This window comes from Rhodococcus sp. MS16, from assembly GCF_013277795.1.
GTDB lineage: Bacteria > Actinomycetota > Actinomycetes > Mycobacteriales > Mycobacteriaceae > Rhodococcus_F > Rhodococcus_F globerula.
This window is the reverse complement of the sequence record NZ_VBTM01000005.1, coordinates 590,219-613,218: the sequence shown is the minus strand read 5'-3', so window position 1 is coordinate 613,218 and position 23,000 is coordinate 590,219. Positions and strand designations below refer to the sequence as shown.

The window sequence follows — 23,000 nt, the reverse complement described above, 5'->3', positions numbered from 1 at the left end:
CGCGAATCTGGTGATAACTTGTTCGTCCACTTGTCCAGTGAGCATAGATGATGTAGTCGAATCATTTTGGGGCAGAACGCATACCGAGATAATCAGTCGAGAGCGGTGACACATCGGATTGGACTGGTCAACGCCATCGTCGAGGATCTGGAGACTTTTCAATCGCCTGCCAAGGTCTCGGGAAACCCGGTGCGATTCAGGTTGACGTTCCTATCGGTTTCCATTCGAGCGCTGCGGTATTTCTCTCGTTTGTCGTCACCGAGGTGCGTGAAGGCCAACGCTTCTCATTCGGCCCGTTTGAAAATTGCCAGCACAGTCAGCATCAAGATCTTGACATCCAACCATAGTGACCAGTTCTCGATGTAGTAGTTGTCCCATTCGGCGCGGTCGGCGATCGATGTTTGTCCGCGCAAGCCGTTGACCTGAGCCCAACCCGTAACGCCTGCTTTTACACGGTGTCGCTCGCCGTAGCGGCGGATCTGCGCCTCGAAAAGGGTTACGAACTCAGGGCGTTCGGGTCTGGGACCGACCAGACTCATGTCGCCTCGCAGGACGTTGAGTAGTTGGGGGAGTTCGTCCATCGATGTCGTCCGCATAAGTTTTCCGATCCGGGTTCGTCGATCAACTCCCTCGACGCCGCCTGGTGCGCTACCGGTTTTCGGAACGAACGTCACTTCGTTGGGATCGGGTAGCCGCATCGAGCGGAACTTGAGGCAGCCGAAGACCCGGCCGTCACGCCCCACTCGCTCTTGAGCAAAGAAAATCGGTCCCGGTGAGCTCCAGCGCACCAAGAGCATGAGAGTCAGGAAGAAAGGGGAGATGGCGAGAAGGATGCAGCCGGCAGCGATTCTGTCACTCAGGTGCTTCGCCCGGAACTGCCAGCCTTGGGGATTGGTGTGAGGCACGGACAGCAAAGGCATACCGCCGATGTGGTCGACGAGGCTCTTCGAACCGATCACCTCGTACATTCGTGGCACTACCCAAACTCGGAGCCCATGGCGGTGGGCGATGCGGACCGCTGCAGGTAGCAGCTCCCAGCGGCCTTTTGTGAAAGCGATGACGAGACGTTCTGCCTGGGTTTGGGCGATGGCGGTTTCGAGTTGGTCGACAGCGCCGAGGTGAGGCACCTGGTCGGTATCCGACCCTTGCTCACCGCGCGTGTGAGTTTCGTCCGACAACACACCGACGGGGTTCATGCCGTGTTCCGGGGCGGCGATCATGCGAGCGATCACGTGCTGGGTGACCTGTCCGGACCCGATGACCAACGTGGGGGACACGAGGTGTGATCGTCGCTGCAGGCGCCGTTGAACCACCACGCGAACTAGGCGGCCGAATGGGATAAGAATGCTCGCGCAAACCCACAGCTTCGTTACCGAGGCGCCAGGGCGGTCGGTGATTCCCAAAAAGACCAGGATGCATAGCAAGAGCATTGCCGCTATCGAACCAGACGAGAGAATCCCCATGAACTCGTCGAGGAATCTGCGGTTGAGCGTCCGCCGATATAACGAGCGCGCACCCATGACGGTCACGACCAAGGGAATAAAGAGTGCGAGCCACCACAGAGGTGGATGCGGTAAATCTGACCTGACAGCCCACAAGCACGCCAGTGCCACCGCAATCGACGCCGACAGCACATCTATGGAAATCGTGATGACGGTGCTCAGGGGGTCGGTTCGAATGAGTTGCTCGAATGACTTTCGAGAATCCGAAGAAGTGGGTAGGGGGTCGTCGGGGGCGGTCGAAGTTTCGACCGCCAACAATTGTGGCAATTCCCCACTCCATTCATGTCACTTAAACAGTTGGTGCAGTCACAATTAACCACATTCTATATGGGCCGTAACAACTCGCGTATGGTTCGGGTGCGATTTGCTTTCTCGGCGGGCGACGAATAGTGGGTTGGTGTCTGGATTCTATTGGTCGAAGATAACGTTTTTGACTACGTCGGCAAGGTCCGTCATGATTTGAATCTCACCGCTCGACCAATGATGCGGTTGGGTGTCCCACGCGCAAAGTGTCCCAACTGCATGACCAGCATCGTCGCTGATGGGGATACCGATGTAGGCACCGACCACGCCACTTTGAGCGGCCGAATGATCCCGGAGCACTGGATGGTCAGCGATGTCGTCGATGATGAGCGGGGAGCCACTCACCACTGCGTATACGCAAAGCGAGTCGGGAAGAGGATAGGTCCGTTGCTCTCCGATTTCACCTGAGCGGGAGGCAATTGCGGCGTGGACCTGCTCGACGTCGGTGATCATGTTCAAAGCGGCGTACGGGATCCCGACTGCTTCGATGGTCAAACCGACTACCTGATCGACTTCGGGGTGTGGTCCCGTCTGGATCAGACCGGTGTCGTAGACCGCGCGTAGCCTCGCGCTGTCGTTGAGTACCGACCACACAGGGGACGGTCCTTCGCTGGCTGTCTCGCGCAGCCCGTCGAAGATGGCGGTAAGAGCTGGATCCACATATCCCCCGGTAATCGCACTGACATGGTCGTTAGCGGTGCGGTCGGTTTGTGCGGGTAAATCTACGATCGACTCCACGTGGTCATTCGCGTCCTCGCTTGAACTGTCAGGGCTGGCGTCTGTTCGGCTCGGCGGTTTCATATCTTTCCCCTCGTTAATCGGTGGCAACAATTTCTTCCACCGCGATTGGTGACGCGGGACTGAAGTAAAACGAGCTGCTCCTTGGTGGCAGAATGGGAATTGTGACATTGCCGTTCTCCGACCGAGGAGCAGTCCAGTTAGTCACCGTAATACCCCACTCACCTTGGAGGGAAGGCGACGCCTGATTCAGTGCTTCCCGAGTCGCCCGGTCGCTCGTACCGCTGCCGAATTGGGCGTGCCCGCAAATGTGCTTGAACGGTGAATCAAAGGTCACCAGTGAGGATTGTGTTCGAGATCGTATCGATGCGGCGAACCCGGAAATTGTTGGCAAACCGCATTGCGTTCGAACTGTGCATCGAGGGCATCGGCATTGCTCGTCGGGGGTCACGAAGAGCGCGGGAGATCTGGGATTGCACCGTCTCTGGCTCATTCGTCCAGCGAGAACAACCGGAAGCCGCTGGTCATTGTCGCCACACGGCTACGTCAGATGGCGCCTATGGAGGTGAAGAAAGCCAGGAATTTCCGACGGTGCAGGTTGGCATGCTCCGAACAATCCCAGCGGCCTTGGGCCCACGCAGAGCACATTCGCGTCGGCAATGCCTACCTGCATTCTTGCTCGACGGGAACACCCGGCTGGCAAATGTCGATGCCCAGACACGAAGCTGTCGGATCGATAGCGATTCTTTGGCTAACCCCGATCCGGTGTGGCGTGAGAGTCTGTTGCCGATGTGATCGGTCGACTTATCATGTCGGCGCGATCCGAATCGCTTTCCGGATGTCATAGACCGACCCGTGCTCGGCCGGATTCCGTTTTTCGGGGTCGTGTACCTTTTGCTTTCGCCAACCGGATCCGCCGGCCCCTTCGCTTGCATCGACAATGTCAGCCGGAGAGCTGCGCCTGTGCCGTCTCCGTGGACAGTAGGACATGGGTGTAGTGAATATTAAATGGCTTCACAATAACTGGAGACTTGATTCACTTGATCGTGTCGATTTGAGCGTAAACGCATCGCGTCGGTTGTCGGTAGCTGGAAACTGATTAATTCACAAGTTGTGCTGGACTTGTCGAGTCTCGCATCCGCAAGAGCTCGAATTGAAGTGCATTCAGGCGCTTTCAAACTGCGTGACAGTTTTCTGCCCGAGGAATTTAAGGGGTAACCTACTGTTAGCCGATCTAATTTTCGCGGCAGGTTTGCGACGAGATAGCGACTGAGTAATTCCTGTGCCGCACCACCGAACTCGCCGTGAATATGCTTACCGTCCAGATTGGGGGACGTTCGGCACTTCTTTCTGTGACTTAGCGCCTGCAGTGCAGGATGCAGAAATCTCATGGTCCGGGGTAATCAGCCACGGTATTTATTGGCCGTTATGGTCTGGCTGTTGAAATCGTCCAGTTCGCGTGCTCGCGGGTGGGCACAGCTCTTCCACCCGTGAATCGGCGTCGGTGCTTAGTGGCCGATCTCGAGGAGAGTTGTCAATGGTCCCCAGTTCAGTCGGGCTGCGGCGCACTCTGATGACTGCGCTCGCTGCATCGTTCAGTCTTGTCGTTCCGCTCGGCGGCATTGCCGTAGCGCAAGAGGGCGACCACGCTGTGGGACTGACGTCGGGGCGATTTCCTTCACCGAGCTTGGCAGGAACCTGTGTGATGTTCTCCAAGGACGATGAACCGGTAAGTGTTTTGCTGCCAGTACCTGATGGACTGACTGAAGCTGCGCTGGTCGGTACGATCACAGCACCAAGTGACTCAGCCGGGGCTGGATCGAAGTGAGCGCTGACGGCCGGCCGGTTTAGCGGATTGATCTCGACGCTAGGTGAGCCTGAGCCAAGTTTATGCACTGACACGGCATCCAACTGGTGGACACGAGAATGCCCCACCGACACTGCGCAAAAATAAAAATCTTGCGTTCGTTCTACGAGGCGGCCGGCGCCGAACTGCGGGCAATCGACCCCAAGGCACTGATCACTGCGGGGCTTCTGGGCGGCGGCCAATGTGGTACTGGTGGGGACGATTACCAGCATGTCAGCGAGTCGCCTTACGTTGACGTCGTCCACTATCACGATTATGGGGCAGGCGGAGTGACTCTTCCCTGTGATCAGTGGAATGGACTCGCGAGACGTATCGATCAGGCGGAAGCGGCAGGAAAGCCTTTGCTGGTCGCCGAGATTGGTGAGTGGGCGGGAAGTTGTGAATCGCTGGAGGATCGGGCCTTGCATATCGTCGACAAGATAGAATGCCGGAAATCAGCGGGTACGGCAGGAGCCTTGTTGTGGGCATTCGTTCCAGATCCGCGCCCCCTTGAATGCGCCATGGATATAGGCGAGAGTGACCACTGTATGGAGTTATCTCGGCTGAAGCCGAATGGGTCTGATGGACTTAATCCCGCTCTCCCGGAAGGGCTTGGAAGACGAAGGTCCCAGGACTTTTGGCAGTTAATCGAGGAATTGTGTAGCTTCCTCCTTGCTGTGGACAGTGTGTAAGGTAACGCAAAACTGACGTATGTTTCGCAGTAGTTTGCAACGTGCAGCTCAGAATCCGATAGGCACTCATCGAAGAGATTTGCGCGGCACCTGTGCGCAGAGATGAAATGTATGAGCCTGCATCAGGAAGGTGAATGATGACTACAGCGCGATCATGGTCGATCAAGACTGCCGTCGTACCGGCGGCTGGGCTCGGTACGCGATTCCTACCCGCTACAAAAACTGTGCCCAAAGAACTTCTGCCCGTGGTGGATACACCCGGCATTGAATTGGTTGCAAGTGAGGCAGCCGCAGCGGGTGCGGAACGCCTGATCATCGTCACCGCGCCTGGAAAAGCTGGCGTCATGGCGCATTTCCTGGAAGATATTGTTCTCGAGAACAGACTGCAGGATGCGGGAAAGCACCACCTCCTGGAGAAGGTCCGTAGGGCGCCGGGGCTTATCTCGGTGGAACCTGTTGTTCAGGAGTCTCCACTCGGATTGGGCCACGCCGTTGGACTGGCAGAGTCTGTACTCGGCGCTGATGAAGACGCGTTTGCGGTTCTACTTCCGGATGATCTGGTTCAGCCCTCCGGCGTTCTGGAAGCCATGGCGCGAGTCCGGGCCGAGCGTGGTGGATCGGTCCTGTGCGCATTCGATGTACCGCGAGACGCCGTGAGTTCGTACGGCATCTTCGATGTGGAACCCGATCCCGACAACACCGGTGTTCTCAAAGTTGTTGGGATGGTGGAGAAACCAGACGTCGCAAGCGCGCCGTCAACCTTGGCCGCTGTTGGTCGTTACCTGTTGGATCGCAAGATCTTTGATGCTCTCCGGGTGATCAAGCCGGGCAAGGGCGGCGAGCTGCAGTTGACCGACGCCATTGCCCTGATGATCAGCGAGGGTCACCCCGTTCACATTGTGGTGCACCAGGGATCGCGTCACGATCTCGGAAATCCGGGTGGATATCTTCGTGCCTCGCTTGATCATGCTCTGGGGCGCGAAGAGTACGGGCCGGACTTGCGAATCTGGCTGGAAGAGCGCCTCCGCCAACCTGATCCGCAACTTACATACTGAAGCAGGCACCACCCGAGACGTCGCCCCGGGTGGTGGTTTTACATTGATTGCTTAGACCGTGAAACGTCTTCTCCCAATAGGACGAATTCATGATCAGCTGGTAGGTGCCCTTGATCGCGGCGATACTCATCAGCACCCAGTACAGCGGCGCGGTCAGGCAGGCCACCAGTAGGGCGGCGTTTCGGGTTTCTCGGCATGCCACAAGGTTCATATACAGCACCGCTGCGATTGCGAATACGAGAGATACTTGTGCCGGGAAGCATACGTAGTTGGGAAAGATGTCCTGGATGACTGCAGGTTGACCGAGGATCCATCCCAGGCTCATGAGCCAGAAGACCCGTGTTCAGTGTCGCAACAATAGGTGTTCCTGCCATCAGGATGGTGAATTGAAGGAATCCGATGGTTCCGATCCCTCGCCACAGCTTCACCGGCTGGCGCATGTGCACCAGCCACGTTTGCAGGTAGCCCTTGTACCAGCGTGATCGCTGGCGAATCCAGTTGATCGTGTCGCTGTTGGCCTCCTCCAGTGTTGTCGATCCTCCAGCGTTGTCGAATTGAGGACCGCGGTCCGGTATCCGCTTTCGGCAATGCGAACGCCAAGATCGGCGGCTTCGGGGAAGTTGAAAGGATCCCAGGCGCCGATGTCGTCAAGCGCGCTGCCTCGCAGGTGATTTGAGGTTCCGCCGAGGGGCATGGGGGAGTTGCTCCGCATGAGGCCTGGGAGGATAAAGCTGAACCACAGGGAATAGTCAGCGGTGAACCACGCTGTCAACAGATTCTGCGTGCCATTGTGGAAGGCAAAGTTTTGCCTGAACACGGCGGTGTTTGAGGGTAATTGGGCGAAAGTTGCAACTATGCGGCGCAGCTGGAGTGGATCGGGTGAGTCTTCAGCATCGTGGATCGTGATGATCTCGCCCGTGGAAAAGTGAAGTCCGTAGTTGGGAAAAGTGAAGTCCGTAGTAGCAGGCCTTCAGCTTTGTACGCGGATCAGCCGCAGGCACTTTCAGAATGCTGATCACCTTTGTCGACGCCGGCTTTCTCCGCAGCCTCAATGGTAATCAGATCGTCTTCTTCCAGAAGCAGGAGAACTTGAAGTTTCTTCTTCGGGTAGTCGATAGCGCGCATGGCAGCGAGCAGGTCACCGACAACTTCCGGCTCGTTGTAGGCCGGAACCAGGATCGTGTACAGCGGCAACTCGTCGTCTGTCAGCGCGATTGCAACTTCGTCGCTGACGGTCATGATCGAGGACGCGTCCAGACCGCGCGTGAAGAGGATGAGCCGATCAACCAACGTCCAGACATTTCCGACTGTGCAGATCAGTGTGAGAGTGATGAGGGTGGGAGTGAGGAAGAAGATGAGACACCGGATTGTGATTGACAGAAGCGCGACCAGAACATTGCGTTGCCAGGGGTAGAACGCCACCGAGGCCGAGAGATCGGTTTGCGCTCATGCAGACCGTTTGCCGCGTCATGCAGTGCGGCCGCTTTGAACGCGTCGGAGTCTTGATCACCATTCATCAGGATGTCGGTGTTCACCATCTCGGAATTGACCATTGTTGAGCCTCCACGATGAGCCGTCCCTGCGTCTCGAGCGTGCCGATCCTTGTATTGCGATTCGTTATCTTCGGTTGAGCTCTTCGCGCGTAACAGCAAGGCGAGAGTGTTGCTTCCATTCGAAGCCATCGACGGACTCGGCACGGGAAAATACGCATCCAGTTCGTGATTGTCGACGGTGATGAGACTGACCCGTTGAGCGGCGCCATCGCCACGGGTCCAGATGAAGTTGAGGTTGCTCGAGTAGTGCCACTCCGAAAACGATGAGGATGGTCCAGTTGCTTGACTTTGTCGACGGTTTTCTCAGCGGCCGGTCGAATGGTCGTAGTGACTTGCCGCGTCGTTCATACAAGTAGAAAACTGCTCCGATCGTCAAAGCGGTGCCTACGGCAGGAATGAGTTGAACGACGAAAAGCGGGACGGTTGGGTATTGGTGTGAAAGGTAGTACACCAAAACCGGGCCGACAAGTGTTGGAGATGAGGAATGCAATCAATCCTCGCCGCCAGTTCAGGCTCACTGCAACGGTTGTTGCCAGCGACGACACCACAACCATGATGACGCTGTAGGCAAACCGGGTCCCACCCAATTCGACTGCCAACGTTCGGTAGAACAGAGGACTCAAAACCATGGGTGTCAGCCAGATCAACCAGTAACGCAACCAGTAACGATTGACCGGGCGAAGTCCGAACATCAGGACTGCAGCGCCCCAGACAAATACCCAGGCAGCCAGCACGTCGATGTGCATCAACTCGTAGTTGTCCCCGAATCGAGGCATCAACAGCGCTTGCATACCCAGCGCGACGAGTAGGCCGATGCCGCCAACGATCTTGTCCGTTTCGCGATCATGGATCGGGAGTTCGAGGCCCCGGCGCAGATCGGTCCCGACCGCAGCAACGATACACAGCAGTGGCAGTACAAATACGAACCCAACCGCGTTGCCATCGACTGTGCTGCGCCACAGGTTGTTTCACGTTGGCCAGAACGCAAATATTGTAGCTGCTGCGATCATCAACCAACGGACCGGGAGCCGCGGAACAATTCCCGACTCAGCGCCGTTGGTGCTGATCTTCAAGGTGTGTAGTCCCATTCGAGCGTGACTGGTCAACGAACCGGAATGTGGACCTAGTTGCAGGAGTCTTCGGGTGTACGTCTGAATTTTGACCTTACGCGGTTTGGTGCGACTCACGAATCGGGCGACAGGGGCGTTTCGCCGGCCGACTGCTATCCCATCAAGTTGGTGGGCGTTGCAGTCCGCGCCTCCCTGATTGCGCGGAATGCCTATCTCGGCTGCGTATTTCACTCTTATCAATTACATGCACGATTAGGGACGTAAGTCCCTAATCGTAGTTACTTTCGGTCAGCATTGTTGACAGGATGAGGTGCAACCGCAACTTGACAATGCGGCAATTTTCGAACAGATCAATCTGGATGTAACCCAAACTTCGCGTATCGGATAGGGGTGATTTGTCCGATCTATCGGCTTGGTGGGACGTAGGTGTGACCGCCAGTAACGAGCCGACGCGCCGACTTCAATTCGTCGCCATTTCACATCGTGAGATTTACCGCTCGTGTGAGCAAAATAATATAGACGGTAAGTGGACGATCGTCCAGCAGGAATCGACGATGTTGCCCGGTTTGGACTTCGCGGTACCGGTTCATTCGCTTCTGGGTAGCCGTAGTTATCGCCCGCGGATGGTCAAAAACTGAAACGGGACAAAGGTCGCAAACTTCTCGGGTGATTTGGTCTGTATCCCGTTCGTGCAGTCACGATTACAGTCTGTTTGACGGAAAAGGCTTTGATCTGCATGTATATCCGCTGTTTGCGTGGCTGGCAACTAGTGGGCGCGCTGCTGCTGTGCGGGCAAGTCGGGCGCAATCCTGTATTTGCTCACCAGTTGCTACCTGCAGTGGAAATGCATCAGCTCGTCAAAAAAACGACTTGACAGACGAAAAAGGATGCTCGGCGATCTGCCGTTTTGGGCGAAGTGGGTGATTGCGGTTGGACACCACCGTCGACCTGCGCCATTGGTAAATTTGATCCAGCTGCAGGCTGGTGGTGAAATAGATCCCGCATGGTACGTAACGGACAGCCGTAAAATACGATCAATCAGTGTGAAACCGATGTGCGGGGCGCTTGCTCGAGTCGGTCTGGTGGTCAGGCAATTTCGGATTGTTTCGAGCACTTTTCAGTAAGACTAGTTGATTCGGAAATTTCCTGACCAGGAAGGAGAGCTGACACGGTGACAGCGCTCAACGAAAGCGAAGGGGCTCGCACGAGCCCTCGTGCGGTGGTGCCGGAAGTTCAATCGGTAGCACCTGACGCTCAGTCGGAGGTGTCTTCTCGCCATCGATGGCAAGCGGCTTACGTTCGACGGTTGGCCTTCACTGACGTGGCAATTATTGTCGCGGCGGTCTTTCTGGCGCAGTGGTTCCGTTTCGGCGCGGACTCGGGTGGGGCGAGTACCAGCGGCGTTGGAAACTACAGCTACACCGCCGTCTCACTCGTATTAATCGTCGCGTGGATTGCAACACTCAGCATCTTCCGGACTAGGTCGATCCGAGTGATCGGAAGCGGACCGGAAGAGTATCGGCGAATCTTTGTCAGCACGGTGCGACTCTTCGGCTTGATCGCGATAGGCAGCCTGCTTCTTCAGATCGACATCGCACGTCTCTATCTGGCATTTGCTTTCCCCGTCGGCATGATCGCATTGATGGCCAACCGCTGGTTCTGGCGCCGAATCATTGCCCGTCGCCGTGCACGCGGTGAATTTAGAACCTCGGTGCTTGTTGTGGGAAATCGTCACGCCGTTGTGAACCTGGCAGAGAACTTCGAGCGCGGATCAGCTGACGGATTCCGAGTGGTGGGTGTTTGCACTCCAGGCCACAACAGTGACATGAACGATGTGATCATGGTCGGAGGCAGGCGCATACCAGTTTTGGGTGACGAACACGACGTCACCCGCGCCCTTGATGTGGTGGGTGCAGATACCGTCGCAGTCACAGCGACCGAGCATCTGGGCTTGGACGGAATGCGCAAGCTAGCATGGGATCTCGAGTGCAAGCGAGTAGATCTTGTTGTCTCACCAGGAATTCTGGATGTTTCGGGCCCCAGACTTTCGATGCGGCCCGTTGCAGGACTTCCGTTGATCCACGTGGAACGCCCGCGATATCACAGCGCGCAGAAGTTCGCGAAGACATCCTTCGACATCGTCTTTGCCACAATGATTTTGATCCTCATCAGCCCGGTGCTGCTCGCTGCAGCGCTGGCTGTGAAGCTGACCAGCCCCGGTCCCGTCCTGTACAAGTCAGAGCGAATGGGCTTGGACGGCAAACCGTTCCCGATGCTGAAGTTCCGTTCGATGGTCCAAAATGCAGACAAGCAAGTCGACGCTCTGATGAAGAACAACGAGGGTGCCGGCGTTCTGTTCAAAATGCGTGACGATCCTCGGGTCACGTCGGTGGGCCGCTTCATGCGGAAATACTCGATCGACGAGCTGCCGCAGTTTCTGAATGTGCTGCGCCGTGAGATGAGTGTTGTTGGACCGCGTCCTCCGCTACGGCGAGAGGTAGAGGCGTACGACGGAACGGTGAGTCGGCGACTGCTGGTTAAGCCCGGAATTACCGGTCTGTGGCAGGTGAGTGGTCGCTCCGACCTGTCGTGGGAAGATACTGTGCGACTTGATCTTTCCTACGTCGACAACTGGTCAATGATGGGCGATGTACTTATTATCGGCAAGACTCTAAAGGCCGTGGTTGCCAGTGATGGGGCTTATTGACTGCCAGACTCGTCACGATTGCACAGGTAGTCTCCCCGTCTGCCGGCTATTTCAATTAGCAAGGAAACAGAGGTCATTCGCGTGCCTTCAAGAATAAACCACCGACCCCAACCAGAGTGGGTCCAAAGCTTGCGGGACTGTTCGCGCGCAATACTTTCCGAGGAGATCGGGTCACAAACAGTATCTCTGCTCGATGTCCCCACCCATAAAAATGTGGGCGACACGATGATCTGGCAGGGTGAACGCACTTATTTGGCTCAGCTCGGCAAGAAAGTCGGCTATGAAACAGACATAGCACGATTCTCTGCTGCTGCACTTGAAAAGTTCGCTCCAGAAAGCCCGATATTGCTACATGGGGGGGGGAACTTTGGAGATATGTGGCCGGAATTTCAGAATTTTCGGGAAATGATCATCCAATCGTATCCAGGCCAGCGTATTGTGCAACTTCCTCAGACAATCCAGTTCTCCACGCTTGAGAAGGCTGCTCGCGCTAACGAAATATTCGGTGCTCATAAGGATTTTGTTCTGCTTCTCAGAGACCAACGATCCGTGGATTACGCCCGGAATTATCTCCCGAGCGTCAGAATAAGGTTCTGTCCAGATATGGCGCTGGGACTGGATGTTCCAGTACCGCGCTATCGAGGTACGGAAGATCAAAGAATCTTGGCTCTAGGTCGAACGGATCATGAAAGAGCTCATAACATAAGTGTACTCGTGAACGATACCTGTGATTGGAATATTTCGGGGGCTTCCAATTTTCGATGGAAAATTTCCAGAATCCCAGGTTCGATTGCGCGTCGGTACAAATCCGACAGAGTATCTATAGGGCTATACAGACTAATTTCCGCCGGAAATGATCAGATGCGCTCGACCAATATTTCCTCCGGTATTCATCTAATAACGCGAGGTTCTATCTTGATCACAGATCGTCTCCATGCTCACGTGCTTGCGGGGCTTTTGGGAATACCGCATATCGTGTTGGATAACAACTATGGAAAAATATCAAGCATATATCACGAATATTCTGGCAAATTTGAGACCGCACACTTTGCGAAAGATATCGACGAAGCCGCACGTATGCTTGAAGAACTTTCTCGTGTAGGGGCGAGTTAAAAAATGACACGAAATGCCAAAAAACTGTTGTTTTTGACAACGTACGAAGTCGGACGAAGCGACTTGGGCGGTGCGTCTTGGGTGGATTCCCGGCTGATATCGGCGCTATCTGATCGTTACGATGTCACGATATTTCCAATTGTAGATAGGTCGGACAATATGGTCGTCCCCCTGGAAATAAGGAAGCAGAAGGCAACGTTGCCACTTCTCCTTCTGCGGATCCTGCTACTTCGAGAACCTTATCAAGAAGCGAAATTTAAATGGTCAAGGGCGTGGCGATGCAAGTCGGTAGAACTGGAAAAAACTCTTGATCGCGGAAATTTCGACCTGATAGTTACAAGTCAATGGCCCGCGCTAATGATGATGGCAGATCTCAAGAATTCGTATCCATTTGTGCATATTGCCCATAATGTTGATACGGTTATTGCTGCGGAATATGATCCCGCCCCGCTTCGATGGATTGGTAATGCAAAAAGGACCGAGGTCACTGAGCGTAAATTGATGTCGAGACCGTCGGCCGTGTTTTCGCTGTCTCGCACTGATTCTGTCAGGTTGCGGGGATGGGGAGTAGCTGCCCGCCATTTACTTCTCCTGGATGTCGTAGCTGGTAAGAATTCAAGCCGGAAGTTGCGCCATGCAATCGGATTTATCGGAAAATCGAGTTGGCCACCAAACCGTGACGTAATCGAGCATTTGAAGAATCTCGTTCTTCCGGAGCTGCAACGCAGAATGGGCGAGAAAGCGCCTTCTCTTGTAATAGCTGGGGCAGGGTCAGAAAAATTCTCTAACGAAGGCGACATTGAGGGGATTGGAGTAGTTGGCGATATAGGCGACTTTTACTCCCGCATTGATTTGGTCGTCGTTCCGAGGATGGGTGTGACCACTGGAGTCAGCGTCAAGTTGCTTGAGGCGATTGAAATGGGAATACTCGCCATTGCACCTCGCGGATTGTCTGAGGATGCTGGCGTATCGCATCACTGTATCCCAGCAGATTCGGTCGACGATACAAGTGCGAGGATTCAAGAATTTTACGCAGTTGGCAGTATTGACCATACATCACAAAGCCCCGTGGGAGATTCTGGGATAGCCTCTGTTTCGTTGGGTAACTTGGGTGCATTGCTTGAGACATTCGTAGGGAGTGGATCGTGAAATATACTGCGGATGAAATGGCCGAAGATTTTAAGCAAAAAATTATCCCCACTCGACGTGAATTCGCTGATCTGGCAATCGGCACGGGATTTAGCAGAGTGCAAACTGTAAACCTGCATCACGTTGCGCTGCTGCGTAAAGATATCACGTTTCTGAATGCGTTTCGTAGTGCGGATCGGTTAACTGCGGATGGGTGGCCTGTCGTTGTAACGCTAAGACTGGCTGGCATTGAAACGCAGCGAGTCACCGGTTCGGACTTGCTCATAGATCTTATCGGTCACGATAGTATTAGTCGGCGAAATATTGGGCTCTTGGGTGCCACCAAGGACGTCGGCGACAGATTCGAAGAGCAAGTCTGCAATGCCGGGGGGCGACTTGTGTACCGCGAGCATGGAAACCGTGGTTCTTGGGATATTAACGAGATCGCAAGGAGCATTTCAACTAGTGAAGTCGATCTGCTGCTCGTTGCGATATCACCACCGTGGGGTGATACATTAGCCGCAGCTCTCAATGACCTAGAATGCTGTAAGTCGGTCCTTGCAGTTGGTGGAGCAGTTGATATGTTCACAGGGGAGAAGCGGCGCTCACCGCGACTAATTTCTGCCCTTGGCGCGGAGTGGGCATTTCGTGTAGTTCAAGACCCGAGACATCTGGCGCGGCGTTACTTTGTGGAATGTACATCAGTTCTCGCTGGGTTCTTAATGCCGTTCTGGGTGAAGACTGCAGTCACGCGCGTGAAGAAGAGCTTTTCCCGATCGCGTGATTGGGGGCAAGGTGATTAACATCGACTTCCATTTTCCACCTGGCCAATCCGCAGAAGTCTGGTCGGCGAAGCATGCTTGCGGAGATGTTCCGGGTGAGTGGCTCTATGGATTGCAGGATCTAGCCAAGCAGGATGGCGTAGCCGTCGATGCATCCGAATTACGTGGTATGTCAAGGCTTGAACGCATAAAATCGATTGCGCGCACATTCGGCATTCCGCGCCGCGTATTGAGTACAAGTAATCGAGACGTTCTACACTTGGCATGGGATGAACTTAGAGCGACACATATGGTTACACAAAATGCTCAAATATCTTTCGCAATGTGTGGTGCGATTTGGTGCATTGACGAGCAGTTGCGCAACCCGATGGACTTGCGAAACTTCGTTATTAGACACACATTACGAGAGATGGATGCGGTGTGGTGCCTAGTTGCGGCTCAGGTACCACTGTTGCAACAGTGGTTGGGTTCGGGTGCCCCGCCTGTCCATGCGATACCTTTTGGCATCGACAACAAATTCTTCTCCTCTTCCAACCCAGTTGGCAACTCTGGTCTAATACTGTCGCTAGGAACTGACCGCGATCGGGATAGCTCTACGCTAGTGCGTGCTCTCGAACGCGTACTTAAGGAGCGCCCAGACGCTCGCGCTCTCATCCAGTGTCCGGAAGGCACGCGCCTACCTGCTCGGGCAGAACGCCTGCCGTACTTGCCACATCGGGAAATTCGGGAACTAATCGAGGAAGCGAACGTCGTACTTTTGCCCACGCGGACGAATACTCACTTTTCGGGGATGACCGTGGCACTAGAGGCCATGGCGATGGGAAGACCTGTTATCGCGACAAATACTCTTGGTGCAGACGAGTATATCGAGCATGATGTCGACGGATTTCTTGCCGAGTCACGCGATGTAGATGCGTTCGCCGCATTGACACTTAGCGTGCTCGATGATAAAAAGCTTGCAGAACGGATTGGCCGCGCTGGTATCGAAACTGTCGCCTCCAGATTCACGTCGAAGCATATGGTGGACCAGCTCACACGTGTCATTACTTCTTTGCCGTCAGCCACGGTGAATGCGGCAAAATGACCGATTTTTATCGAACTTATTCCCGTCGGTTGGTCACGAATCTTCCAAGAGTGACTTCGAAATCTCGTATTAGGGAAAATCTGCTAGGGCTGACTTTGTTGGGTATCGTTGTGGCGTTCTTTGCTGGAGCAGGCACGGCGTTCAGTCCGCTCATACTTGCACCTGTTGGAGCGCTATTGCTCGGAATGATCTACCTGGTGTCCACGCCGATTGGCACGGCCAAGGTTTTGCTAGGTGCCCTCGTCGTTCTAGTCCTCGCGCCAATACCAACCGTTGTACCGACCTCAATCTGGTTCGCTGGTGGATCCGTGTACTTTGCGGACGTTATGGCAGCCCTCCTAATTGTTGCTGTCGTTTTTTCTAACCTGTGTCCAGCAGTAATTCGGACAGTTGTTTTGACGATTGCCGGAGTTGTAGTTCTTGGCCTTCTCGTTGGGGCTCTGAGTCACGCGAAGGCTTCCCTGGCGTTAGCGGATGCGCGGGGACTGTTGCGATTGGTAGCCGGAGCAAGTGGCGTTGCCTTCCTTGGCGAAGTTGACCGGGCGGGCACAGTTAAGTTGTTGAGCCGGCTCGCAGCCGTGGTAACAATTTGGACGGCGCTCGTTGTTGCGCTTATTGCTTTTCTCGGTGTTTCTTCGTTCGGAATTCGTAACTCCAATGCGGCTGTTTACACCACTAGCCAGAGCATCGTGTATGACGCTTCACGCGTGACTCCTGACTCCGGGCTAACCTGTGTTGTAGTTAGTGCCGTCCTAATAGTAATTAGATTGTCATGGGGCTATTCGCCGTATAAGTGGAATTTAGTTTGGTGGTTGTGTGTTGGTGCGGGCGTGTTTGTTGGCTTGATCTCATATACGCGAGGCCACTTCATTGTTTTCCTATTAATTATCGGTCTTTCGCTCATGGTTCAACCTGGTCGGTTAGCAGCATTTTCTCGAGCGATTTGCGTAACTGCCGGAGTAGTTTTATTTTCGGTGTTCGGATATTATCTAGTATCAACATTCTCCTCTGCGATGGCTAATTCGCTGACGCAGCCTTTGATTGCCTTTCAAGGAAAAGTAATCGGGGGTCTTTCTCTAAATACTGTCGAGGTTGATACCAGCGCGCTATGGCGAGTTCGCGAGAGTGACCTCGCTATCGACTTTTTAGAAAATAACTGGATATTTGGTAGCGGCTTTGGAGCGCCGTATCGGCAGATTGTTACTGGCGAAATATTCCAAGGCAGTCGGGGTACAACATACATCCACAGCGGTTACTTGTGGTTCTTAGTTAAGCTAGGGGCAATGGGATCGGTAGTGGTGGCCGTGATCCTATTTCAGTATTTTTTGATGCTCTGGAGATCGCGAAATTCAGAAATGGGAAAATGGAGTGCACTATGCATGGTTGTGTTGTTCTCAATCGCCACACAAATGGTGACGTCTCCGACAATGATTGAAAATGGAAACTCCGTCCTGGTGGGAATAATCCTGGGATCTGGGTATCTGGTTTCAATTCGATCCCTTTCGAACCGGAAATCTTGTTCCTCTGCAAATGATTTGGCACTATCAGGGCGTGTGGAAATATGAGAATCGCATTTGTCGGCGGTGTTCCGAATATAATGGGCGGCGGCGGACTTGAAGTGCAGATGGCTGAGACTGCCCTTGCATTGAGGAGTTCTGGTCATAGTGTGGCTGTCTGGGGTAACGATCTTGATTCGGAGGACATCGATGTGCTTCACATCTATGGCGCTGATCCCGCATCGTGGAACTATTTGAGAAACTGGACACGGAATAGAGTTCCTGTTGTCGTATCACCTATAGCGGTTTTCGACACTCCGTTCGCTGGAATGATGGAACGCTGGATTTCTAGGTTGAAAATAGGCCCGACGAACACTGCTAATATGCGTCGCGGTGTCGTCGCGGCAGCTGACCATCTTATAGCGTTGCACCCCGCGGAGCGCGACTGGATCTGCCGTTCCTATGATCGACCTGCGACGGAAGTATCGGTGATCCCGAATGGTAGTTCGGCGATCAGTAGCTCGTCGGCAGTATCTGGTGAGTCATACATCTGTGTGGTCGGGACCGTGGGTGCTAGGAAAGGACAACTCGATCTGCTCGGTACATGGGATCGCGCTCTGCCAGACCTGCGAGTGATAGGTGGGTTGACACCAAATTGGAAGGACGCTCATGCTTTCGAACAAGCGATCGCTGCGCGTGTCAACGCCACGTGGGTAGGCGCTCTCCCCAGACAAGATGTTTGGCATGCGCAACACGCGGCGTTAGCTACGATTTCATTTAGCGTCTCAGAAGGAGAGAGTCTAGCCTTGCTGGACAGCCTTCGTCTTGGTCGCCCTGTTCTGGTTCGGAAATCTAGCAGCGCCCTGCAAATGAAGGAAAGATACGGTTCGCAAGTTCGTATTTTTGACGGTCGAGACTCATTGGTAGCGCAAATAAATGAGCTGAGGGATTCGGCTAAGTCCGACGATGTTGTTCGGCCTCCCTCTTGGGACGATGTCGCTCTTGAGTTGCAATTGATATACCGTTCGCTCCTTCCGGGTAAAGACTAAAATGGCGTTCCGTTCTGCTGGCCCCAAACATGCGAAGACAAAAAAGCGCACTGTTCTCGGATCCGTAACGTCAAGCGCGACTCTAGGGGTAGTCGGCCTTCTAGTAGGCCTCATATTGATACCTCTAGTCTTCGCTCGCGTGGGTGCGCCTCAATACGGCGTGTGGATTGTGCTATCTACACTAACAACGTATCTGTATCAAGCCGATCTAGGAATGGGTAGCGCTGTAATTCGCTATGCGTCGATTGCGGCGGAGAACGGTAATCGTCGCGACTTATCGACAATATTCTCATCGAGCCTTGCTTGGATGTCGGTAGTTGGAATAGTGCTATCGCCGATAGTGTGGGTCTGCTCGTTGCTGTTACTCCAATCGATGGGAGCAGATGCAGGGCTAAGCAAGCAGGATGAAATTTACTTATCATCGTTGTCTGCTGGTCTTATACTTGTTCTTGGAGTGAGGGCCTTTTCTGCGCTTTTGCAAGGAATCGGCGCATGGAGTCTGGAGAAAAAGTATCAGTTTATAGGCGTGATAATCAGAGCTTTAGGCACCGTGTTAGTATGCGTTGCTATGCCGAATGTAGTCTATTTGGCGACCGTCGAGGCCTTGGCTCTGGTAGTGCCGACAGTACTCAGTTTAATTCGAGTTCTTAGATTGTCGATAGTCGATATATCAATCGGCCATGTATCCGTGGCCCGTATCAAGGTTTTGCTTTCGTACAGTGTACGGGTTTTTGCTGTCGGTGCAGTGGGTACTGCGATAATTCAAACCGGTATCATAGTCGCTGGATTGGTGGCATCACCGGCTATAGCTGCATATTATAATGCGATTCTGAAGGTTTATTTGGCTGTCAGGCAGATATTGACGTGGATTGTCGAACCATTCTTGCCGGCTCTATCGAAAGTGCACTCAAGAGATGGGTCTGTTGAGCGACATGCCTTTGGGCTCATTCTTATGTCGTCCTTGGCTGGTGTTGTCGGCAGTATTGGACTCGCTCTCTCCGCGCCCAGCGTAATACGTCTTTGGCTAGGGGCGGGAGTTCCCCTCGACGAATTGACGCTTAGTCTGCAACTAATGCTGGTCGGAATGGCGGTAAACGCCTTTCATATTGGCGCAATTAGCGTAACGAACGCTATGGGTCTTCCTGGCGCGTTCTTTCGACTCCAGATCTTGTGGCTTTTTCTTACAATTGGGCTCACCTTTTACTTGGGTAAAGAATTTGGGGTGATCGGGATTGCTTATGGAAATATGGCGCCGATCCTGTTGCTTGAGATTCTCTATATTAGAAAATTTCTGAATATGATGGGTTCAAATTTTCGGATATGGTGTCAATTGTGTTTCTATCCGATCCTTTTGGTTGTCTTATGTGGAATATGTTTTACTGGGTGCGTTTTTGTGATGGCGTTAATATTCAATATTCAGGTGGTGGCCATGATTTACGGAATAACATTTACGATTTCCAGTCTAGCTGTCATTGTGTTGGCTCGGAAGTCTCGACCGGTCATGAATGTTCGCGAAACGCTGAGAATTGGCGCGTGATTCGACAAAAGTGAAACGCTGCTTTATTTAAAGCTTAACTAATCAATACTCACAAAGGAGAGAATTATGAGGCCAGAAAAGATATGGTGGTGGTCAACTGTCTGCTATCGACGCGGGTGGTTGAAGATGGCGAAAGTTTTGAAAACCGTAAACTTCATGCTTTTTCGTTCGATCCTGCCCTATGAGTGCGAGATTCAACCGGATATTACCCTGTGGCACCGTGGTCTCGGTACTGTTATTCATCCAAATTCTACAATTGGAGAACGAGTCACGATTGGCCATGGCGTGACGTTCGGTGCCAGTTCGAACGAGATCGGGTCGCCGCTTAGAGTCTTTATCGGAGATGACGTTGTTGTCGGGGCTCATGCCTACATTGCCGGGACTAAGGGGCGACCCATCAGAATTGGGAGGGGGGCAATGATAGGTGCGCACGCTATCGTGGTGGAAGACGTCGCAGAAAACACAAAAATGGTTGGGCCAAAGTCGCACCCAATCTCGTAAATGGCTTTTCGGCAGTTCGAAACGGTCGCACATGATGTTGCCCCGGAGTGCGATGGTGTTCGATGAAAGGGAGTATGCGTGAGTTGTTTGCCGCCATCTTCCCAATTCTGATACATGACTGATTCGACCGGGCGTAAGGTTGACGATCTGGCCGAGGTGTTGAAACTCAGGCGCTGTCACCCTGACTAGTGAGAAGATGGAACTGTAACTTGCTCCGTGCAATTCGGCGAGAGCCGAGAACTTGACGATCTCGCCTCGCGGCCATCGCTTCGCTGTCCTCGACCGACCAATCAGTAAGTAGATTTCAGCAGGGCGGCAGGACCGCGTTCCTCTGCAGCACACCAACTGCGCGGACATGTCGCTGCCTTGCTCTTCGTCAAGGGTGAGGACGCTTGCCACCACGGACAGTAGTCAGCGTACTGCCCGATGGGAGCCAATTCTGGTCATGCTTCGCCGCTCGTGCCGCGTATGTCACCGACAGGTCGCGGGTCAATCTGAGGTGTAAATCGGTTTCTGAGCATATGGCTCGGTTTGTGATTTCCAGCGCGTGACTGTCCTTCGAAGCGGTTTCGGAGATAAACGAGGCGGAAGATGTGATTGCGTTTATGTGTTGTTTCTGTCCATATTCAATAGAGGCCAACTGACGGTTCCCGAATACTGGTCGAGTTATCGAGAAACATGACCGCATGTGGGCAGGCGTCGGCGTGTGCATCGCAAAAGGTTTAGGGGACCCCAGGTGCGCGTCGTTGTGCGCAGACTGCTTTGAGTTTTGCTGCATTTGACGACCTGGAGAATGCGTAATTGCCACTGGTAATTTGTTTTTGCTGAACGCTCAATTTGCTTGGATCGGCGGTTGGCAGCAGGCCCTATCGAGGCCTGCTGCCAACCGCCGATCCAACTTCGGCCGCCTCTCCGCAAGTTGGCGGCTGCCGATTTACCGCTCTAGCAAGTAGGCACGTCGATCGTGACTGTCGGGTCATCCACCAATGGCTGCACGGGAACTCGTGCCTCGCCGGCTGCAGTGGGCTCGGTGAGGTTGAAAACAACATCCACCGTTTGGCCCTTCGGAATCTCGGCCAAGGTCATGAATACCGGGTGACCAAGTTCCTGTCCTGTAGCGGAAAAGGCGATCTTTCCGCCTACCGCAACACTTTCCAGCTTCGCGCCCTGAGTTGCGAGCAGTGAAACAGCAGCCATGTTGGTGCCCTGCGGAAGGTTCTTGGGATTCGCCACGATACCGTCCACATAGTCTGGAAGATCGCCTGCCGGAGCGTTATTGGTGAGGCTGACGGTTACCTTCGAACTCCGGGTATCGACATCGCAGCTGTCAGCGGTGTAGCTGATCGAGCGCGTCAGGTAGTAGTCGAGCTTGTTGCCGGCCTGGTTGTTGATCACCACACCCGCAAAAGGTGCTTCATCCGTGGGCACGGTATGACCCAAAGGTGTTGTGGCAAGTAGTTCCTGCTCCTCGGGATGGGAACTCCACACTGCGATGCGGCCTTCGGATACACCGCGACCCAAAGCGTCGAGAAGTGCGCTTGCAGAGCTGATATTGCCGGTCATCTTGTCCACCACAAGTGCGGCAATAGTCTGCAGGTACTCCTTGCGCGCGTTGTTGTCATCCGCGAAACGGATATAGGCCGTCGACTCGGTGAGTTCCACAACGTTGTCGGCTGTAACCTTTTCGCCGTCGGGCATTGTGACCGACCCCACAACTTTCAGTATGTAGCTCAACGCAATTGGATCTATCGCGATAGCTCCGTCGACTACCTCGCCGTTTGACTCCTGCTTCCACAATGACTGCCAAATTTGTGCAGCGTAGGGGAAGTGTGAACTGAGGTTGCTGTTGCGGAAATCGGTGGTGGGACGGCTCATTCCGTAGAGAGTGGCAAAGTCAGGACCTAGGTCTATTGGACTGTTGTCCATGCTCAGCTCGGAGTTGCGCGCCAACGTATCGACTCGCGCGGCCCCGTCATCGACTCGGACAATTCCGTAGCCGCCCAGCAGTCCGCCTGTACCGCGGGCCTCGGCGTTTGTCTGGAATCCGATGAAGTAATTGCGCGGTCCGTCGGTCCCGAGCATCGTCGGTGTCAGCCGCGCAGCGAGCGCGGTGTTCTCCAGAAGGTTAGTCAGCTCAGTAGTTTGATCCACTAACGAGGTGCGCGCATCGTTAACTGCGCCTATGAAGTTGGCTTCTGGAACGGCCGCCGCTCGGGTCGACAACTCGGCCGCGGAGGCTGCTGTCTGTTCGAGAACTGGTGCTGCTTGCCGCAAGGGCTCGAGCGCAATCTGGCCCCCCGACTGAATCAATTCACCAGGAGCAAGCGCCGTTCCGGCATCAACTGCCGGCAAGAGGACGTCGTTGGTCAATCCATGGACCACATCTGTCATTTGTTTGGTGGTCTCGAACGGGCTGCCGACGACTGGGATTGCTGACGCGATGCTCCAGGGGAGGGATTGTGTCTCCGAATATGCCAAACTCGCATATTTGTCGGCATCGGCTGCAGACTGCTCGGCGGCCTCCGTGTCCCCCGCCAGGAGTGCAGTCTTGGTGGACTGCGCATGGTCGCGGGCCGATTCGAGATTGCCCTTGGTTGTGATGGCGGAGTAGCCCATCCAGGCTGAAAAAGCGACGACTACCAGCACAAATGCGCTCGATCCGGCAATGATGTTGCGTCGTCGATTTGACGTCTTGATGCGGCTTCGGCGTCGAATCCGAGTAGTAGATGTTGATGTGGAATCTATTGCTTCGGATTCGTCATCGGACCTTGGTCCCGATGTGGTGCTGGACATTGCGAATTACTCCTGACTTTCGGGGTCGTCAGAGGTTACCGCGGTGTGCCA

14 protein-coding genes and 2 pseudogenes are annotated in these 23,000 nt (G+C 54.1%); 11 read left to right on the top strand and 5 right to left on the bottom strand.

Translation table 11 applies throughout. From position 1 onward, the window contains the following. Window positions 1–284: 284 nt before the first annotated feature. Together FEZ60_RS15575 and FEZ60_RS32930 are read right to left on the bottom strand one after the other, a co-directional pair. Window positions 285–1,634 carry a sugar transferase gene (locus FEZ60_RS15575; protein ID WP_346343378.1) on the bottom strand — a complete coding sequence of 450 codons (1,350 nt, stop codon included), beginning with the start codon at window positions 1,632–1,634 and terminating at the stop codon, window positions 285–287. A 276-nt stretch (window positions 1,635–1,910) separates the two neighbouring features. After that, entirely contained in the window at window positions 1,911–2,543 is a 633-nt protein-coding gene (locus FEZ60_RS32930; protein ID WP_172936433.1) for a GAF domain-containing protein, read from the bottom strand. Window positions 2,544–4,080: 1,537 nt separating this feature from the next. On the opposite strand from FEZ60_RS32930, the gene FEZ60_RS15565 reads away from it, so the two are divergent. The 3 genes and pseudogenes from FEZ60_RS15565 (at window position 4,081) to FEZ60_RS15555 (ending at window position 6,136) form a co-directional block, all read left to right on the top strand. After that, window positions 4,081–4,371, top strand: a complete 291-nt coding sequence (locus FEZ60_RS15565) for a hypothetical protein (protein WP_172936432.1) — start codon at window positions 4,081–4,083, stop codon at window positions 4,369–4,371. Window positions 4,372–4,410: 39 nt separating this feature from the next. Next, window positions 4,411–4,922, top strand: a pseudogene (locus FEZ60_RS15560) (beta-mannosidase); the annotation flags it as partial. Window positions 4,923–5,218: 296 nt separating this feature from the next. After that, window positions 5,219–6,136, top strand: a complete 918-nt coding sequence (locus FEZ60_RS15555) for a UTP--glucose-1-phosphate uridylyltransferase (protein WP_172936431.1) — start codon at window positions 5,219–5,221, stop codon at window positions 6,134–6,136. On the opposite strand, the pseudogene FEZ60_RS15550 reads toward FEZ60_RS15555, so the two are convergent. Next, window positions 6,126–7,689, bottom strand: a pseudogene (locus FEZ60_RS15550) (glycosyltransferase). The gene FEZ60_RS15555 and the pseudogene FEZ60_RS15550 overlap by 11 nt on opposite strands. A 344-nt stretch (window positions 7,690–8,033) precedes the next feature. Beyond that, the gene (locus FEZ60_RS32495; RefSeq protein ID WP_242484611.1) at window positions 8,034–8,465 is read right to left on the bottom strand and encodes a hypothetical protein; all 432 of its coding nucleotides are present in this window, start codon (window positions 8,463–8,465) and stop codon (window positions 8,034–8,036) included. A gap of 1,513 nt (window positions 8,466–9,978) precedes the next feature. On the opposite strand from FEZ60_RS32495, the gene FEZ60_RS15540 reads away from it, so the two are divergent. From FEZ60_RS15540 to FEZ60_RS15505, 8 genes are all read left to right on the top strand, one after another. After that, window positions 9,979–11,466, top strand: a complete 1,488-nt coding sequence (locus tag FEZ60_RS15540; RefSeq protein WP_172936649.1) for a sugar transferase — start codon at window positions 9,979–9,981, stop codon at window positions 11,464–11,466. A 213-nt stretch (window positions 11,467–11,679) separates the two neighbouring features. Then, window positions 11,680–12,579 carry a polysaccharide pyruvyl transferase family protein gene (locus FEZ60_RS15535; protein ID WP_172936430.1) on the top strand — a complete coding sequence of 300 codons (900 nt, stop codon included), beginning with the start codon at window positions 11,680–11,682 and terminating at the stop codon, window positions 12,577–12,579. A 3-nt stretch (window positions 12,580–12,582) separates the two neighbouring features. After that, window positions 12,583–13,728 carry a glycosyltransferase gene (locus FEZ60_RS15530; RefSeq protein ID WP_172936429.1) on the top strand — a complete coding sequence of 382 codons (1,146 nt, stop codon included), beginning with the start codon at window positions 12,583–12,585 and terminating at the stop codon, window positions 13,726–13,728. Continuing rightward, the gene (locus tag FEZ60_RS15525; RefSeq protein WP_172936428.1) at window positions 13,725–14,510 is read left to right on the top strand and encodes a WecB/TagA/CpsF family glycosyltransferase; all 786 of its coding nucleotides are present in this window, start codon (window positions 13,725–13,727) and stop codon (window positions 14,508–14,510) included. The genes FEZ60_RS15530 and FEZ60_RS15525 overlap by 4 nt, the downstream gene beginning before the upstream one ends. After that, complete coding sequence (locus FEZ60_RS33130; protein ID WP_172936427.1) at window positions 14,503–15,573, top strand: glycosyltransferase family 4 protein; 1,071 nt, start codon at window positions 14,503–14,505, stop codon at window positions 15,571–15,573. The genes FEZ60_RS15525 and FEZ60_RS33130 overlap by 8 nt, the downstream gene beginning before the upstream one ends. Before the next feature lie 50 nt (window positions 15,574–15,623). Further along, window positions 15,624–17,138 carry an O-antigen ligase family protein gene (locus FEZ60_RS15515; RefSeq protein ID WP_172936426.1) on the top strand — a complete coding sequence of 505 codons (1,515 nt, stop codon included), beginning with the start codon at window positions 15,624–15,626 and terminating at the stop codon, window positions 17,136–17,138. Beyond that, window positions 17,135–18,118: a glycosyltransferase gene (locus FEZ60_RS15510; protein WP_172936425.1), complete on the top strand. Its 984-nt coding sequence runs from the start codon at window positions 17,135–17,137 to the stop codon at window positions 18,116–18,118. Before FEZ60_RS15515 ends, FEZ60_RS15510 begins: the two co-directional genes overlap by 4 nt. A gap of 373 nt (window positions 18,119–18,491) precedes the next feature. Further along, the gene (locus FEZ60_RS15505; RefSeq protein ID WP_172936424.1) at window positions 18,492–19,655 is read left to right on the top strand and encodes a hypothetical protein; all 1,164 of its coding nucleotides are present in this window, start codon (window positions 18,492–18,494) and stop codon (window positions 19,653–19,655) included. Between the two features lie 1,443 nt (window positions 19,656–21,098). On the opposite strand, the gene FEZ60_RS15495 is transcribed toward FEZ60_RS15505, so the two are convergent. Beyond that, window positions 21,099–22,949 (bottom strand): DUF4012 domain-containing protein, encoded by a 1,851-nt coding sequence (locus FEZ60_RS15495; RefSeq protein ID WP_172936422.1) that lies wholly within the window; start codon window positions 22,947–22,949, stop codon window positions 21,099–21,101. Between the last annotated feature and the right edge of the window lie 51 nt (window positions 22,950–23,000).